We start from the raw sequence: 17,233 nt of genomic DNA, 5'->3' as shown, positions 1-17,233 counted from the left end.
CCTCCCGCGGGAAGACCTGACCGCCCTCCCGAGTTAGTAGAAACATGAACTACAGCGGAGGGCGCCCCGACGGCGCGGCGCGCGAGATCGAGGTCGCGGTGATCGGCGCCGGGCAGGCCGGTCTGGCCGCCGCCTACCACCTGCGGCGGGCCGGCTACGTACCGGACCGCGATGCCGTGGTGCTCGACCACGCGCCGCGCCCCGGCGGCGCCTGGCAGTTCCGCTGGCCCACCCTGACCTACGACAAGGTCCACGGGATGCACGCGCTGCCGGGCATGGAGCTGACCGGAGCGGATCCCGCGCGGCCCTCGTCGGAGGTGATCGGCGCGTACTTCGACCGCTACGAGCGGGCATTCGGACTGCGGGTGCACCGGCCGGTGGACGTCGCGGCGGTGCGCGAGGGGACAGGCGGCCGGCTGCGCGTCGAGAGTTCCGACGGGACGTACGCGCCCCGGGCGCTGATCAATGCGACCGGCACCTGGGACCGGCCGTTCCTGCCGCGCATCCCCGGGCAGGAGACCTTCGCCGGACGGCAGCTGCACAGCGCGCAGTACCCCGGCCCCGAGGCGTTCCGCGGACAGCGGGTGGTCGTCGTCGGCGGCGGGACGTCGGCGGTACAGCAGCTGCTGGAGATCGCGCCGGTCGCGGCGGCCACCACCTGGGTGACCAGGCGCCCGCCGGTCTTCCGCGAGGGCCCGTTCGACGAGGAGCAGGGCCGGGCCGCGGTCGCGCGGGTCGAGGAGCGGGTGCGCGAGGGCCTGCCGCCGCAGAGCGTGGTGAGCGTGACGGGCCTGCCGATGACGGAGGCGATGCGGCAGGCCCGTGCGCACGGCGTACTGGAGCGGCTGCCGATGTTCGCGCGCGTCACTCCCGGCGGGGTGGTCTGGGCGGACGGGCGGACGGCCGAGGCCGACGTCCTGCTGTACGCGACGGGTTTCCGTCCGGCGATCGGCCACCTCGCGCCGCTGCGGCTGCGCGAGACGGGCGGCGGCATCCGCCTGGCCGGCACCCGCGTGGTGCGTGACCCGCGGATCCATCTCGTCGGCTACGGGCCGTCGGCGAGCACGATCGGCGCCAACCGGGCGGGCCGGGCCGCGGTCCGTGATCTGCGGCGGCTGCTGGAGCCGGGGCGGCCCGGCACCCCCGCATGGGAACACACGAACGCGGGAGCGAGTGTTCGCCAGAAAGCGTGATCGATGTCAAATGGGGTTTCCAGGGCACCTCGCGTCGGGTGATGCTTACGGGGCGCAAGCGACGGACTGCAGAACGTCACAGCGCCTCCGGTCGACATCCCTTGCTGGGCCGGAGAGTTGGTCCCACATTGCACATTCGCACAAGGAGAAACACACCCCATGGACATCCTCACCAACCTGCTTGCCGGCGTCCTCCACTTCGTGGGTTGGCTCGTCTGACGGACCGTGCTCCACGGCGCCGCTCCTCCCCGTCCCAGGGAGGGGCGGCGCCTTCCGTTGTGCCGGGGCGGCGCCCGTGCGTCAGTTGTCCATCGTCGTGCGTGCCGTCTCCGGCAGCGCCAGGTAGACGCAGAACGACACCAGGCAGAGCGCCGCGACGTACCAGGGGAACAGGTCGGCGTGGCCCGCCGACTTGAACCACGTGCCGACGTACGGGGCGGTGCCGCCGAAGAGGGCGACGGTGAGCGAGTAGGGGAAGCCGATGCCCGCGGCCCGTACCCGGGCGGGGAAGATCTCGGCGTTCACGGCGGCGGCGACCGCGGTGTATCCGGTGAGCAGCACCATGCCTGCGCACTGCACCAGCAGCAGCGAGACGAAGGCGTCGGAGATCAGGTGCAGCAGCGGCACGGCGAGCACCGCGAAGCCCAGCGCGAAGCCGAGCAGCAGCGGCTTGCGGCCGATACGGTCCGAGAGCATGCCGCCCAGCGGCTGCAACAGGGCGAAGAAGACCAGCGAGATGGTGCCGACGGTGAGCGCTTCGCCCTTGTCGAAACCGATGTTGACCTGCGCGTAGGTCGGCAGGTACGTGGTCCAGGTGTAGTAGGCGAGGGTGCCGCCCGCGGTGATGCCGCAGATCAGCAGGGACTGGCGGGGGTAGCGGCGCAGCCCTTCGAAGAGCCCGGGGCGGGCGGCGGCCTGCTGTTCAACACTGCGAGTTTCCTGCGCGCCATGCCTGATCCACAGTCCCAGCAGGCTCAGCAGCGCGCCGCCGAGGAACGCCACCCGCCAGCCCCACAGGCCCATCTGCTCCTCGGTGAGCAGGGTGGCCAGCAGTGCGGCGGTGCCGGATGCCAGCAGCTGGCCGATGGTGGTGGAGACGTACTGGAAGCTGGAGAAGAGGCCGCGTCTGCCGGGTCCTGCCGATTCGACGAGGAAGGTGGTGGAGGCCGCGAACTCGCCGCCCACGGACAGGCCCTGGATCAGCCGGGCGGCGACCAGCACGACCGGGGCCAGGACGCCGGTGGTGGCGTAGGTGGGGGTGACGGCGACGAGCAGGCTGCCGCCGCCCATCAGCAGGATGGTGACGGTCAGTGCGGCGCGGCGGCCACGGCGGTCGGCGACCGCGCCCATCAGCAGGCCGCCGATCGGGCGCATGAAGAAGCCGACGGCGAAGACCGCGAAGGACGACAGCAGCGGGACGAGGGAGTTGCCTGTGCCCTCGGGGAAGACCTGTTCCGCGAAGTAGACGGCGAGGAACGAGTAGGCGTACCAGTCGTACCACTCGACGGCGTTGCCCACCGACGCGGCGGCCAGCTGGCGCAGCGGGGACGGTGGCCTGCGCGCGCCGGGTGGCCCGGTTTCCGTCAGGGGTCCGGTGTGTTCCGCGCTCGACATGGTCCTCCGCTCGGGGTACTTCGACTGCGCCCGCCGCCGGGGGCGGGCCGGTCCAACACGCGATCATGTACCGCGGGGGCGGGTGGCCGCCAGGGTCGGAGGGCGGCCGAAATCTGCGGGCAACATGCGGGGCCGTGCGGCGAGGTGGTCAGGGCCGCCCGTGGGGGTCACGGAGCGCGTCCGGCGGGCGGCGCCGCGTGGTGAAGTGGCGTACCGGGGGCTTGTGTTGGGGCACACGGTGTTCGATCCTGCTGCTTCCTGTTGCCTTACGTTCGGAGTTGTCGCATGCCTGCTCGCCGCATGTCCCGCCGTTCGTTCCTGGTCACCGGCAGCGCTCTGGCGGGCTGGGCCGCGTTCGCCGCGCAGAAGAGCGCCTTCGCCGCCGAGATGGCCGCCACCGATGCCGCGGGCGCGGGCGGTGAGTGGAACGCGCAGCCGCAGGTCTTCCAGGTGAACCGCGAAGCGGCGCGGGCCCGCCTGATCCCGTACCGGGACGCCGGCGCGGCGCTGGCCGGCGTGGTCGACGACTCCCCGTATTACAGATCCCTGAACGGCAGTTGGCGCTTCCACTGGTCCAAGAACCCGGACGAGCGGCCGGCCGGATTCCACGACCCGGGGTACGACGACAGCGGCTGGGACCGGATCCCCGTACCGTCCAACTGGGAGATCGAGGGCTACCCGGAGCCGATCTACCTCAACGTCAAGTACCCCTGGACCGGTTACGAGACGCCGGTGCCGCCGCACGTCCCGGAGGGGTTCAACCCGGTCGGCTCCTACCGCCGCGCCTTCACCGTGCCGGGCGGCTGGGACGGGCGCCGTACCCTGCTCTCCTTCCAGGGTGTGAAGTCGGCATTCTTCGTCTGGGTCAACGGCGAGCGGATCGGCTACAGCGAGGACAGCTACACCCCGGCCGAGTTCGACATCACCGACGCGCTGAAGCCGGGCCGCAACACGCTGGCGGTCGAGGTCTACCGCTGGTCCGACGGCAGTTGGCTGGAGGACCAGGACATGATCGACCTGTCCGGGATCTTCCGCGACGTCTACCTCTACGCGATTCCCCCGGTGCACGTCCAGGACCTGGAGATACGCACCACCCTCGACGACGTGCCGCGCGACGCGGAACTGACCGTGCGGGCGACCGTACGCAACCGGGGCGCGGCGGGCGCGGGCGCGCACCGGCTGACCGCGAGGCTCCACGACGCCGACGGCAAGGAGGTGCTGCCGAAGCCGCTGACCGCCGCCGTCGGCTTCGGTGAAGGCAAGGACGTGACGGTCGCCCCGCACACCGCCGTCCAGGCCCCTCGCCTGTGGTCGGCCGAGGACCCGTACCTCTACACCCTGGTGGTCACGCTCTCCGACGCGGCGGGCCGTGCCGTCGACGTCCAGCGCACCCGGGTCGGCTTCCGCAACGTCGCCCACGGCCCCGGCACCTTCACCGTCAACGGGCAGCCGATCGTGTTGCGCGGCGTCAACCGCCACGAGTCCGACCCGGACCACGGCCAGGCGGTCACCGCGGAGCGGATGCGGCAGGACATCCGCCTCATGAAGCAGCACAACATCAACGCGGTACGCACCTCGCACTACCCCAACCACCCGTACTGGCTCGATCTCTGCGACGAGTACGGCCTGTACGTCGTCGGCGAGGCCAACCTGGAGTCGCACGGCGTGCGCGAGGTGCTGCCCGGCGGGCTGCCGGAGTGGACCGACGCCTGCCTGGACCGGATGCGCTCGATGGTCGAGCGGGACAAGAACCATCCCAGCGTGGTGGTCTGGTCGCTCGGCAACGAAGCGGGGCAGGGCGCCAACTTCCGCAAGATGGCCGACTGGACGCACGGCCGCGACCCGTCCCGGCCGGTGCACTACGAGGGCATGAACGACGTGGCCGATCTGCACAGCGAGATGTACACCGCGCCGGACGGCGTCGAGAAGTACGGCAAGTCCGGCAACCCGAAGCCGTTCATCCTGTGCGAGTACGCCCACTCGATGGGCAACAGCACCGGCAACTTCCAGGAGTACTGGGACGTCTTCGAGCGCTACCCCAACCTGCACGGCGGCTTCATCTGGGACTTCGTCGACCAGGCGATCCGCCTCCCGGTCCCCGGCGACCGCCGGCACAGCTACCTCTCCTACGGCGGCGACTGGAAGCCCGGCTACCCCACCGACAAGAACTTCTGCTGCAACGGCATCGTCTCCGCCGACCGCACCCCGCATCCCGCCGTCCACGAGGTGAAGAAGGTCTACCAGGCGATCCGGATGGCCGCGGCCGACCCGGCGAAGACGCAGATCAGCGTCACCAACCGGCAGTTGTTCCGCGGTCTCGACGACTACGAGCTGCGCTGGGAGGTCACCCGCGACGGCGAGCGGATCCAGCACGGCACGCTGCCCGCGCCCACCGCCGGGCCGGGCGCCGACGCGACCGTCCGCATCCCCGTGCGGCGGCCGGCGCGCCCGGAGCCCGGCGCCGCGTACTGGCTCAACCTGTCCTTCGTGCTCCGGCACGACGCGCGCTGGGCGGACGCAGGACACAGCGTCGCCGCCGAGCAGTTCGCGCTGCCCTGGCACACCCCGGCACCGGCGGACCCGGACCCGTCGGCGCTGCCGCCGCTGAAGCTGACCGAGACCGGCGAGCAGGTCACCGTCACCGGCCGCGACGTCGAGGTCGTCCTGGACAAGGCCACCGGCACCCTGACCGCCTACCGGCACCGCGGGCGCACCCTGCTCTCCGGCGGCCCGGTGCCCAACTTCTGGCGGGCGCCCACCGACAACGACATCGGGCGCGGCGCCCAGAACACGCTCGGGACCTGGCGCGACGCGGGCAGCGGGCGCACCGTCACCGGCGTGCGGGCCGACCGCACCTCACCCTCCGAGGTCACCATCGAGGTCACCGCCACGCTGCCCACCTCGCCCGCCGTCTCGCACTGGGACACGGTGTTCACGGTGCGCGGCGACGGCGAGGTACGCATCGCGCACACCCTGCGCCCCGGTGTGCTGCTGCCCGATCTGCCGCTGGTCGGCGCCCTGTTGACGGTGCCCGCCGGGCTCGACACCTTCACGTGGTACGGGCGGGGCCCGCAGGAGAACTACCGGGACCGGCGCACCGCGGCGTTCGTCGGCCGCCACCGCTCCACCGTCGACGCGCAGTTCGGCCCGTACGTGCGGCCCCAGCAGACCGGCAACGTCACCGACGTACGCACCGCATCGCTCACCGCCCGTGACGGCACGGGGCTGCGGGTGAGCGCCGAACCGGGCGACGACGCACCGCTGTTGGAGCTGAGCGCGCTGCACCACACCCCGGCCGACCTGGACGGTCCGCTGCACCCTTACGAGCTGAAGCGGCGCCCGGAGATCCATCTGAGTGTCAATCACCGGCAGATGGGGGTGGGCGGCAACGATTCCTGGGGCGCGCCGCCGCTGGAGCAGTACCTGCTGCACGCCGACCGGACGTACCGCTACGGCTACCGGCTGGCGCCCGCCCGGGACGGGTCCGCCGGGTGACCTTGCACGCCACTAGCGGTGCGGGCGGCGTGCAGGGCGAGCGCGATGAGCGGGAGCTGGCCGGGCAGCCGGCCGTAGGCGATGGCCTTGAGCGGGGCCGGGCGGTGCCGCCAGTCGTAGGCCATCTGGACGTTGGCGGGGAAGACCGCGGCGAACAGCCCGGCAGCCGCGAGCGCGCCGGCCCTGCGGGTGCGCGGCAGGGCGACGGCGGCGGCGACGGCGAGTTCGGCGGCGCCGCTGGCGTAGGTCCAGGCGCGGGCGCTGCCCGGCAGTTGGCGGGGCACGATCGCGTCGAACGGTTTGGGCACGAGGAAGTGGGCGACACCGGCCGCGGCGAGCGTACGGGCCAGCAGTCGGGCGGAGAGTGCGGTGGCTGCCACGGTGTGCTCCCGGAACGGTCGGTCGAGCGGGCGGACGGCGGACGGGACGCAGGGTGGGTGCGGCGGCCACCCCGACCAGTGAACTGGCCGCCGCGAGCCCGACCTTACCGGTGGGTCACTTAGCTGGTCACCACCTGTTCCCCGGCAGGTGTGAGGCGTGCGTCACGGTCGGCGGGCTCCTGGTGGGCGTCGCGCCGCAGCAGTGCGGCATAGCGTCCGTCGGCGGCGAGCAGCTGGTCGTGGGTGCCGCGTTCGGCGATCCGCCCGCCGTCCAGGACCACGATCTGGTCGGCGTCGCGGACGGTGGACAGGCGGTGCGCGATGGTGACCGTCGTACGGCCTCGGGACAGCGCGTCGATGGCCTGCTGGACGGCGTGTTCGGTGCGGGTGTCCAGGGCGCTGGTGGCCTCGTCGAGCACCAGGACGGGCGGGTCGCGCAGGATGGTGCGGGCGATGGCGAGCCGCTGCTTCTCGCCGCCGGAGAAGCGGTAGCCGCGCTCGCCGACGAGGGTGTCGTAGCCGTCGGGGAGCGAGGTGATGTGGTCGTGGATCTGGGCGGCCCTGGCGGCGCGTTCGATCTCGTCGTCGCTCGCGTCGGGCTTGGCGAAGCGGAGGTTGTCGGCGACCGACGCGTGGAAGAGGTAGGTCTCCTGGGAGACCACGCCGATGGCGCGGGCCAGGGTGGCGAAGTCGAGTGCGCGGACGTCGGTGCCGTCGAGGGTGACGCGTCCTTCGGTGGCGTCGTAGAGCCGCGGCACGAGGTAGCTCAGGGTGCTCTTGCCACTGCCGGTCGCGCCGACGACGGCGAGGCTGCTGCCCGCCGGGACGGTCAGGTCGATGTCCTGGAGGGTGGGCGCGTCCGCGGCGTCGTAGGCGAAGCCGACGTGCTCGAAGCGGATCTCGCCGCGGGGTGCGGCGATGCGTACCGGTGCGGCGGGCTCGGTGAGGGCGACAGGCAGGTCGAGGTATTCGAAGATGCGCTGGAAGAGGGCGAGCGAGGTCTGCATCTGGACGCCGGTCGTCAGCAGCGAGACGGTGGGCCGCAGCAGGCCCTGCTGGAGTGAGACGAAGGCGACCAGGGTTCCCAGGGAGAAGGCGGGGCCGCCGAGTTGGAGGACGAGTCCTGCGGCCCAGTAGATGAGTGCGGGCATGGCGGCCATGACGATGCCGATGGTGGCCATCCGCCAGCGGCCCGCCATGTTGGAGCGGATCTCCAGGTCGACGAGGCGCTCGGATTCGCCGGCGAAGCTTTGGGTGAGGGAGTCGGCGCGGCCCATGGTGCGGCCCAGGAGGATGCCGCTGACCGACAGGGATTCGGTGACGATCGCGGACATGGCCGCCATCTGCTTCTGCCGCTGGGTGGTGATCCGCTTGCGTTCGTTGCCGACCCGGCGGCTGATCCACACGAAGAGCGGGAGCAGCAGCAGGGAGACGAGGGTGAGCCGCCAGTCGAGGGCGAGCATGGCGACGACGGTCGCCACGACGGAGGTGAGGTTGGAGACCAGGGAGGTGGCGGTGGAGGTGACGGTGGCCTGCATGCCGCCGATGTCGTTGGCGATCCGGGACTGGACCTCGCCGGTGCGGGTGCGGGTGAAGAAGGCCAGTGGCATCCGCTGGAGCTTGGCGTAGACGGCGGTGCGCAGGTCGTGCATGACGCGCTGGCCGACGGTGGTGGAGAGCAGGGTCTGCAGGACGCCGAAGACGCTGGTGGTCACGGCGGTGAGGATCATGCCGAGGGCGAGCAGGGTCAGCAGTCCTGTGCGGCGCCCGGGTATCGCCACGTCGAGGATCTCGCGCAGCAGGAAGGGCGAGGCGACCGAGACCAGCGAGGAGGCGCCGACCAGGAGGCCGACGAGGGCCAGGCGGCCACGGTAGGGGCGGAAGAGTGCCAGGATCCGCCGGAGCTGGACCGGCTGGTCCGGGTCCTTGGGCGGTGGGGTCCACTCGGATTCTTCGCGGCGCATGGGCTCCTTCGGAGGGTGTGCGGGGAGGCGGACGTCGTGCGACGGTCACGGAGCCTAGCTCATTGTTACCTATACTCACAATGAACTTGATCCTGTTATCCTCCGTCCATGTCCTCCCCCGAGCCGACGCACAGCACCTCCCAGGTCGCCGAACAGCTGGTACGGCTGACCCGCCGGATGCACCGCGCACAACGACACCGCATGCAGCAGCTGGACATCGCCTTCACCCCCGCGCAGTCCCGGCTGCTGCGGATCGTGGACCACTACCGCGACGCCCCGCCCCGGATGGCCGACCTCGCCGAGCGCCTCGAAGTGGTGCCACGGGCGGTGACGACGCTGGTCGACGCCCTGGAGGCGCACGACGCGGTCCGCCGGGTACCCGATCCGGCCAACCGCCGGGTGGTACGCGTCGAGCTGACCGACACCGGACGCGCCACGCTCGACGCGCTGCGCAGCGCGCGCCGGGCCGCCGCGGAGGACATCCTGGCTCCGTTGACCGAGGAACAGCGCGAGGTGCTCGGCGGCCTGCTGGCCACCCTGGTCGACGGTCCGGGGCCGCGCTGCTGAGAAAAGCCTGCGTCTGGAGGAGTCGCCATGCCTCTGCTGGAGCCGAATCCCGGGGCCCTGCGGCCCGCCGCGACCGGGGCCCCCTCCCCCGACCGGGTCGCCGCGGGCCGCGCGTCCGGCACCCCCGAGCCGCTGCGCGGCGACCTGATCGCACTGCTCGGCCCGGGCAAGGTGCTGCACACCCTCTCCGACCTGGTCCGCTACGCGTCCGACGCCAGCCCCTACCGCTTCGTCCCGCAGGTCGTGGTGCTCGCCGAAGACATCGACGACGTCTCCGCGGTCTTCTCCTACGCCCACGGCAAGGGCCGCCACGTCGTCCTCCGCGCCGCCGGGACCTCCCTCAACGGCCAGGCGCAGGGCGAGGACATCCTCGTCGACGTCCGCAGGCACTGGTCGGGCATCGAGGTGCTCGACGGCGGCGCCCGCGCCCGCATCAGGCCCGGCACGACGGTGCTGCGCGCCAACGCGGCGCTGGCCAGGTACGGCCGGCTGCTGGGGCCCGACCCGGCCAGCGCCGTCGCCTGCACCCTGGGCGGCGTGGTCGCCAACAACGCGTCAGGGATGACCGCGGGCACCACCCGCAACTCCTACCGGACGCTGGCATCGGTCACCCTCGTCCTGCCGTCGGGCACCCTCGTCGACACCGCGGACCCGGCGGCCGACGCGGAACTGGCGCACGCCGAGCCCGAGTTGTGCGCCGGACTGCTCGCGCTCAAGGCCACCATCGAGGCGGACCCTGACCTGGTCGCCAGGATCCGCGCCAAGTACGAGATCAAGAACACCAACGGCTACCGCCTGGACGCCTTCCTCGACGGCGGCACCCCTGCCGAGATCCTGCGCGGTCTGGCGGTCGGCTCCGAAGGCACCATCGGCTTCATCGCGGAGACCGTCTTCGACACCCTGCCGCTGGACCGTCACACCGCCACCGCGCTGCTGTTCTTCCCCACCCTGCGGGCGGCGGCCACGGCCGTACCGCGGTTCAACGCGGCGGGCGCGCGGGCCGTCGAGCTGATGGACGGCAACACCCTGCGCGCCTCGGTGAGCGTCGCCGGGGTACCGGCCGACTGGGCGGACCTGCCGAAGGACACCACCGCGCTGCTGGTGGAGTTCCGGGCGCCCGACGAGGACGCGCTGCGCGCGTGGGAGCAGACCGCCGAACGACTGCTGGACGACCTGGAGTTGGTTGCCCCGGTCGCCTCCGTCACCAACGCCTTCACCCGCGACGCCGGCACCATCGCCGGATACTGGAGCGCCCGCAAGGCGTTCGTGACGGCGGTCGGCGGCTCCCGGCCGGCCGGCACCACCCTGATCACCGAGGACTTCGCGGTACCGCCCGACCGGCTGGCCGACGCCTGCGTCGCGCTGCGTGAACTCCAGGTCCTGCACGGCTTCGACGCGGCGGTGGCCGGCCACGCCGCACACGGCAACCTGCACTTCCTGCTCACCTTCGACGCCGCCCGCCCCGACGACGTGGCGCGCTACGCCGCCTTCATGGAGGAGTTCTGCACACTGGTCGTCGACCGCTTCGACGGCTCGCTCAAGGCCGAGCACGCCACCGGACGCAACATCGCCCCGTTCCTGGAACGCGAATGGGGGCCGCGCGCAACGGAGTTGATGTGGCGGATCAAGCGCCTCATCGACCCGCACGGCATCCTCGCCCCGCGCGTCCTGCTCGACCGCGACCCCAAGGCCCACCTGCGCGGCCTGAAGACCATCCCGCGCATCGAGGCGGTCGCCGACCCCTGCATCGAATGCGGCTTCTGCGAACCGACCTGCCCCAGCCAGGACCTGACCACCACCCCACGCCAACGCATCGTGCTGCGCCGCGAGATGCTGCGGCAGCCACCGGAATCCCCGGTCAACGACGCGCTGCTCGCGGCCTACGGCTACGACGCGGTCGACACCTGCGCCGGCGACTCCACCTGCAAGCTGGCCTGCCCGGTGGGCATCGACACCGGCGCGATGATGAAGGACTTCCGCCACCGGCGGCACTCCCCGCGCGAGGAGCGGTCGGCCGCGCTGTTCGCCCGGCACTTCGCGACCGCCGAACGGGCCGCCCGCCTCGCGGTGGCCGCCGCCCGGCGGATCGACGACCGGCTCCTTGAGTCGGCGACCGACGCCGCCCGCAAGGCCGTACGCCCCGACCTGGTACCGCGCTGGCTGCCGCAGATCCCCGGCGCCGCGGCCCGCACCCTGCCCGCCACCACCAGGGCGGACGCGGTCGCGGTCTACTACCCGGCCTGCGTGAACCGCATCTTCGGCGGCCCCGCAGGCGACCTCGGCCCCTCGCTGCCGGAAGCGGTGGTCGCGGTCTCCGGGCGGGCGGGCAAGCCGGTGTGGATCCCGCCGGACGTGACCGGGACCTGCTGCGCCACGATCTGGCACTCCAAGGGCTACGAACGGGGCACCGTGGTGATGGCCAACCGCATCGTCGAGGCGGCCTGGGGCTGGACGGCGGGCGGACGGCTGCCGCTGGTCGTGGACGCCTCCTCCTGCACCCTCGGCATCGCCCACGAGGTGACCCCCTACCTGACCCCGGCCCACCGCGCCCTGCACGCCGAGCTGACCGTCGTCGACTCCGTCGTCTGGGCCGCGCGCGACCTCCTGCCGCACCTGGAGATCCACCGGACGACCGGCTCCGCCGTCCTCCACCCCACCTGCTCCATGCGGCACTTGGGCGACGAGGCGCAGCTGCGGGAGGTCGCCGAGGCGTGCGCGCGGGACGTCGTGGTCCCCGACGACCTGCGCTGCTGCGCCTTCGCCGGGGACCGCGGGATGCTGCACAGGGAACTCACCGAGTCGGCGACCGCGAGGGAAGCCGCCGAGGTCGGCGCCCGCACCTTCGACGCCTACCTGTCAGCGAACCGGATGTGCGAGGTCGGCATGGACCACGCGCTGGGCCGCCCCGCCTACCACTCGGTGCTGGTGGAGCTGGAGCGGGCCACCCGGCCGCCGACGGCCACCGGATGACGCGGCACAAGGGTGCGCCCGGCCTCCCGTACGGAGACCGGGCGCACCCCTTGTGGCATCAGCTCTTGGCGCCCACGTGCAGGGCCACCGCGCTCTTGGCCGGCACGGTCAGCTGCGCCGTGCCGTCGTCGCCGACGGTGACGGTGTTGCCGTCGCAGTGGTCGGCCGCGGCCTTGACGACGTTGCAGTAGGTGCCGCCCGGCAGGGAGGTGGTGAAGGTCTGCGTGAGGTCACCGTCACCGTTGTTGAGGGCGACGAAGCCGGACGTGCCGCGGCCGAAGGCGAGGGCGCTGCCGCCGTTGTCCCACCAGTCGGTCAGCTCGGCCGGGCCCACCGCGTTACGGAATCCGACCATCCCGGTGATCTCCTGTTTGGCGTGCTCGCCGGTCCAGCCGCCGGAGCCGCTGGGCGGGCCCGCGTCCTTGTCGGACCACTCGTAGCCGGAGTAGACGTTGGGCGAGCCGTAGGGCGAGGCCAGCATGAACACGTTGGCGAGGGTGTAGGCCGCGCCGTCCTTGTAGGTCAGCGTCGAGCCGTTGCGCTCGGTGTCCCAGTTGTCGACGAAGGTACGGGCCGAGCCGCTGCCGAGCTTGCCGTCGGCCACCGACTTGAGCTGGGCGATGTCGCCGCCCTGGAAGGCGCTCTTGAGGTGGCTGCCGTAGCGGAATTCGTCGACGTCGCCGATGCCGGTGTACTCGTCGGGCTGCACCGCTTCGCCGCCGCCGTAGATGACCTCCTGCACCCAGTAGCCGGGGTCCTCGGTCATCTTGCCCTTGATGGCGGCGAGGTCGTCGGCCGCCATGTGCTTGGCCGCGTCGATGCGGAAGCCGTCCGCGCCCAGCGAGCGCAGGTCGTCGAGGTACCCGGCGACGGTGGTGCGGACCGCGTCGCTGCCGGTGTCGAGGTCGGCGAGGCCCACCAGTTCGCAGCTCTGGACGTCGTTGCGGTCGCCGTAGTTCGAGATGTCCTTGCGGCAGCCGTGGAAGTCCTGGTCCTGGTAGACGCCGGGATAGCCGTACTTGGTGTACTGGGTGCCGCCGGTGCCGGTGCCGGAGCCGGACGACATGTGGTTGATGACCGCGTCCGCGATGACCTTGACGCCGGCCGCGTGGCACGCCTTCGTCATCGCGGCGAAGTCGTCGCGGCTGCCGAGGCGGCCGGCGATCTTGTAGCTGACGGGCTGGTAGGAGGTCCACCACTGGCCGCCCTGGATGTGCTCGGACGCGGGTGACACCTCGACGTAGCCGTAGCCCGCCGGGCCGAGTTCGTCGGTGCAGGACGTGGCGACGTCCGCGAAGCTCCGCTCGAACATGGTGGCAGTGACGGTCTTCTCGCCGGGCGGGGTGGCCTGCGAGGTCCAGGGTGCGAACGAGGCGAGGCCGGCCGCGGCCAGTATCCCGGCCAGCGTCCCGCCCAGCACACGGGAACGATGCTGCATCTTGCGGCTCCTTCAGCAGTCGGACGCGGCGCACCGCGCCCATGAAAAGCAGCCTGGCGCCGGGCCGCCGTGGGGGGGTTCCGGGTCGGAGCCTGCCGGTTTCCGTGTGGACACGTCAAGGCTTCCCGCAATTATTTCCAACGCCTTGCGAAAGAAATTGCGACCGCTCCGCCCGCCTCAGCCACCCCTCACGCACCACGGATCCCGCCCCGCGTCCGGCCCCGGGAACAAGAGTCCAAGGGGCCGAACGAGGAATCCAACCGGCCCTCTTGTGTGTCGTACCGCCCAACCGCCAGGGTCCTGACCGAGGTTCACGTATGCACCGCGCCATCCGATCCCTGGAGGACCGATGAACGAGGCCCATTCGCAGAACCACCCTCACAACCCCGGGAGTGAGCAGGCGCCCCGCCCCGATGAGCCGCGCCCAAGCCGCCGTTCGGTCCTGTGGACCGCGGGCGCGGCCGGCGCGGGCCTCGGGCTCGGCGGGCTCACGACGGGCAGCGCGGCGGCGGCCACCGCGGACGCGGCGAAGCCGGACACAGAGGCATCCGGCGCGGCGGCACCCGAGACACGGGGCCGGACCATGATCGGCGTACCGTTCGAGGGGCGCCGCACCGTACGCGTGGGGATCATCGGCCTCGGCAACCGCGGCGGCTCCATGATCGATCTCTTCCTCGCCGTCCCCGGCGTCCGCGTCGTCGCACTGTGCGACCCGGTGAAGGAAAAAACCGCCAAGGCCGCCAAGAAAGTCACCGACGCCGGACAGCCCGCGCCCGCCGTCTACACCAACGGCGAGCACGACTTCGCGAACCTGTGCAAGCGCGGCGACCTCGACTTCGTCTACGCCGCGACGCCCTGGGACCAGCACTTCGAAATGGCCAGAACGGCGATGCTGCACGGCAAACACGTCGGCGTGGAATGCCCGCTGGCACTCCGGCTGGACGAGCTGTGGGAGCTGGTCGACCTCTCCGAACGCACCCGCAGACACTGCCTCCAACTGGAGAACTGCTGTTACGGCAGAAACGAACTACGGGTCCTGCGCATGGCGCACGCCGGGCTCTTCGGCGACCTGCTGCACGGCGCCGGCGCGTACAACCACGACCTGCGCGGCCTCATGTTCGACCCGGAGTACTACGAGGGCCCGTGGCGCCGCCTGTGGCACACCCGGCTACGCGGCGACCTCTACTCCAACCACGGTTTCGGCCCGGTCGCCAACTACATGGACGTCAACCGCGGCGACCGCGCCGTACGGATCTCCAGCTTCGGCACACCGGCGCTGGGGCTCGCCGCGTACCGCAAGGAGCACATGCCGGCCGGCGACCCGAGCTGGAAGGAGTCGTACGTCGAGAGCGACCGGACGATCAGCCTCGTGCAGACCGCCAAGGGCCGGGTGATCCGGCTGGAACACGACGTCTCGACACCACACCCCTACAGCCGCATCAACAGCCTCGGCGGCACCAAGGGCGTCTTCGAGGACTACCCGGAACGGATCTACCTGGAGCCCGACCAGAACAACGACGAGTGGGGCGACTTCGCCCGGTACGCGGACTGGGACCACTGGCTCTGGAAGGAGCACGCCAACCCGCCGGGCGGCCACGGCGGCATGGACTACATGATGGTCTTCCGGCTGATGCAGTGCATGCGGCTCGGCCTGGTACCCGACTTCGACGTCTACGACGCGGCCACCTGGACCGCCCCGGTCCCGCTGAGCGACGCCTCACTCAGGGCGAAGGGCGAGCCCCAGGAATTCCCCGACTTCACCCGCGGACAGTGGAAGCACGCCCGGACGGGGATGGATTCGGCCAGGCCGGAGGAGTAGGAGGGGAGAAGACGGCGGAGTAGGCGGGCGGGGGGAGGGTGGCGAGGTCCTCCTCCCCTCCCCCGGGAGACGGCGAAGACCGCCGCGACGCGGATTCAGGCCCGCCCGGCCTCACTTCGCAAGATGCGCCCTGTCCCCCATGACCACCACCGGATGCCGCGCCGGATCGAGCGAGCGCAGCAGTGTCGCCATGCCCGACTTGGAGATGCTGACGCAGCCGGACGTACCGCTCCCGTGATCCATGTGCAGCCAGATCCCGCCCCCCTTGGACTCTCCCTCGGGGCGTGCCGGATCCAGCGGGGAGGCGCCCTTGACGCGGTTGTAGTTCACGGCGACGACGTAGTCGAAGTCGTGCCGGGTGTTCTTCGACCAGTACGCGGGCGGGGTGAACGCGGCCGTGTGGGTGTACGGCAGGCGGGCGCCCGGGTCGGCGAGCACACCGCCGGCGTCGGTCAGCGTGAACACACCGACCGGGCTGCGCTTGTCACCTTCGTGGTGATCCACGCTCCAGCCGTGCCGACCGTTGTGCGCCTGCCAACTCCCCTTCTGGTCCCACCCCTTGGCGCCCTTCTCGTACAACACGACGGTGGAGTCGGCGGAATCCGCGCCCTTTCCGTAGACGGCCACCACCTGGCGCGAGCCGGACGGGATGCGGGCGCGCAGCGTCGCGCCGACACCGGGGACGTTCCGCAGATGCGTGGTGGCGGAGGCGTGCGCCTGCCCGCCCGGCCGCTTCCCCTGCCCCGCTCCATCGCCCTGCCCGCGCTCGCCACCGCTCGTGCCGCCCCCGCAGCCCGCCAGGAGAACCAGTCCCGCCGCGGCCACCGCCGCCGTCCGTATCGCACTGCCCACGCTTCGCATGAGCCCCATCGTCCCACCGCAGGCCCGAACGGCCTTCGGCGACCGCCCGTTACGCCGGTGCCGCACGTGCCTGGCCCGATCCGCCCGACGCCCGGAAAAACCGTTTGAAATCGACCGCCCGACACGCCAGCCTTCCATGACTCGCCCCCGCACGGCCCACGCCACCGCACACCACACACGCATACCGGCAACGGCAACAGACCTGTGGCGCGGAGCCACGGGCACGGTCATGGCCAAGGGGGCCGGTTCGTACGGGATGCGACGAGCAACAGGGGCGAGCGCTCGTCCCACAACCGAAGGCTGGTGGACGAGTTGGTACCGCAGGCACGAAGCACCGCCCCCCTGACCGACCGTGGACATACGCACCGACCGGCACGGACACGAACCAAGCCAGGCCAGGCCAGGCAAAGCAAGGCACAGAAGACACGGATGTGAGCGATGAAACCGATGTGAGCGGCCCTGGACGTAAGCGGTCCCGCATGTGTCCCGGCCTGGACGCACGGGGGTCCGGACACGGGCGGTGCGGGCGGTGCGGGCGGACACGAGCCGGAGTGGAGGCGGACGGCTCCGCTCCGGCTGTCGGCGCTCGCTGGGGAGGGCGGCGCCTGCCACTTCCTGAAGCGTGATCGCTCGGGCTGGACCTGCGGGTGGCCGTACGCGGTCGGTCATAGGGGGTCGGTCATACGCGGCCAGCCACGCATGGTCGGTCATGCGCGGTCGGTCATACGCGGTCGACCGTGGCGCGCCTGCTATGGCACGCCTGCCGTCAACAACCGCTTGGTGACGGCGTGTTACTCGTCCTGCTCGTCACACGGGCCGGTTACCGGTTGCGGGTCACCGGTTGCGACGGTCGGCACCTCGCACTCACCCCCACTGGCAGCCTCCCCCTCCCTCCCTCCATCCCCACCCACCACAACCACGCCCCTGGACAT

At 71.7% G+C, this 17,233-nt stretch carries 10 protein-coding genes; 5 read left to right on the top strand and 5 right to left on the bottom strand.

Annotation, left to right across the window (positions count from 1 at the left end):
• The first annotated feature begins 44 nt into the window (after positions 1–44).
• On the top strand, positions 45–1,193 hold the full coding sequence (locus ACIBK8_RS07180; RefSeq protein ID WP_399040599.1) for an NAD(P)-binding domain-containing protein: 1,149 nt from the start codon (positions 45–47) through the stop codon (positions 1,191–1,193).
• 300 nt (positions 1,194–1,493) lie between these two features.
• Here the strand turns inward: ACIBK8_RS07180 and ACIBK8_RS07175 are convergent, their stop codons facing one another.
• The gene (locus ACIBK8_RS07175; RefSeq protein ID WP_399040598.1) at positions 1,494–2,807 is read right to left on the bottom strand and encodes an MFS transporter; all 1,314 of its coding nucleotides are present in this window, start codon (positions 2,805–2,807) and stop codon (positions 1,494–1,496) included.
• 285 nt (positions 2,808–3,092) lie between these two features.
• Here ACIBK8_RS07175 and ACIBK8_RS07170 point away from each other — a divergent pair, with 285 nt between their 5' ends.
• The gene (locus ACIBK8_RS07170; protein WP_399040597.1) at positions 3,093–6,302 is read left to right on the top strand and encodes a glycoside hydrolase family 2 TIM barrel-domain containing protein; all 3,210 of its coding nucleotides are present in this window, start codon (positions 3,093–3,095) and stop codon (positions 6,300–6,302) included.
• On the opposite strand, the gene ACIBK8_RS07165 is transcribed toward ACIBK8_RS07170, so the two are convergent.
• Both ACIBK8_RS07165 and ACIBK8_RS07160 read right to left on the bottom strand, forming a co-directional pair.
• Positions 6,263–6,682 (bottom strand): hypothetical protein, encoded by a 420-nt coding sequence (locus ACIBK8_RS07165; protein WP_399040596.1) that lies wholly within the window; start codon positions 6,680–6,682, stop codon positions 6,263–6,265. The genes ACIBK8_RS07170 and ACIBK8_RS07165 overlap by 40 nt on opposite strands.
• A gap of 119 nt (positions 6,683–6,801) precedes the next feature.
• Positions 6,802–8,646 carry an ABC transporter ATP-binding protein gene (locus ACIBK8_RS07160; RefSeq protein WP_399040595.1) on the bottom strand — a complete coding sequence of 615 codons (1,845 nt, stop codon included), beginning with the start codon at positions 8,644–8,646 and terminating at the stop codon, positions 6,802–6,804.
• A gap of 108 nt (positions 8,647–8,754) precedes the next feature.
• Between ACIBK8_RS07160 and ACIBK8_RS07155 the strand changes: the two genes are divergently transcribed.
• Complete coding sequence (locus ACIBK8_RS07155) at positions 8,755–9,213, top strand: MarR family winged helix-turn-helix transcriptional regulator (protein WP_399040594.1); 459 nt, start codon at positions 8,755–8,757, stop codon at positions 9,211–9,213.
• A 27-nt stretch (positions 9,214–9,240) separates the two neighbouring features.
• Positions 9,241–12,183, top strand: a complete 2,943-nt coding sequence (locus tag ACIBK8_RS07150; RefSeq protein ID WP_399040593.1) for an FAD-binding and (Fe-S)-binding domain-containing protein — start codon at positions 9,241–9,243, stop codon at positions 12,181–12,183.
• A 58-nt stretch (positions 12,184–12,241) separates the two neighbouring features.
• Here ACIBK8_RS07150 and ACIBK8_RS07145 read toward each other — a convergent pair whose 3' ends face one another.
• Positions 12,242–13,621, bottom strand: coding sequence for an alpha-amylase family protein (locus tag ACIBK8_RS07145; RefSeq protein ID WP_399040592.1), 1,380 nt, complete (start codon positions 13,619–13,621; stop codon positions 12,242–12,244).
• Positions 13,622–13,970: 349 nt separating this feature from the next.
• On the opposite strand from ACIBK8_RS07145, the gene ACIBK8_RS07140 reads away from it, so the two are divergent.
• Entirely contained in the window at positions 13,971–15,440 is a 1,470-nt protein-coding gene (locus ACIBK8_RS07140; protein ID WP_399040590.1) for a Gfo/Idh/MocA family protein, read from the top strand.
• A 111-nt stretch (positions 15,441–15,551) separates the two neighbouring features.
• Here ACIBK8_RS07140 and ACIBK8_RS07135 read toward each other — a convergent pair whose 3' ends face one another.
• Positions 15,552–16,301 carry a L,D-transpeptidase family protein gene (locus ACIBK8_RS07135; RefSeq protein WP_399040588.1) on the bottom strand — a complete coding sequence of 250 codons (750 nt, stop codon included), beginning with the start codon at positions 16,299–16,301 and terminating at the stop codon, positions 15,552–15,554.
• Positions 16,302–17,233: the final 932 nt, after the last annotated feature.

The sequence above is a fragment of the Streptomyces sp. NPDC050161 genome (genome assembly GCF_044460025.1).
GTDB lineage: Bacteria > Actinomycetota > Actinomycetes > Streptomycetales > Streptomycetaceae > Streptomyces.
This window is presented reverse-complemented; position numbering and strand designations above follow the sequence as displayed.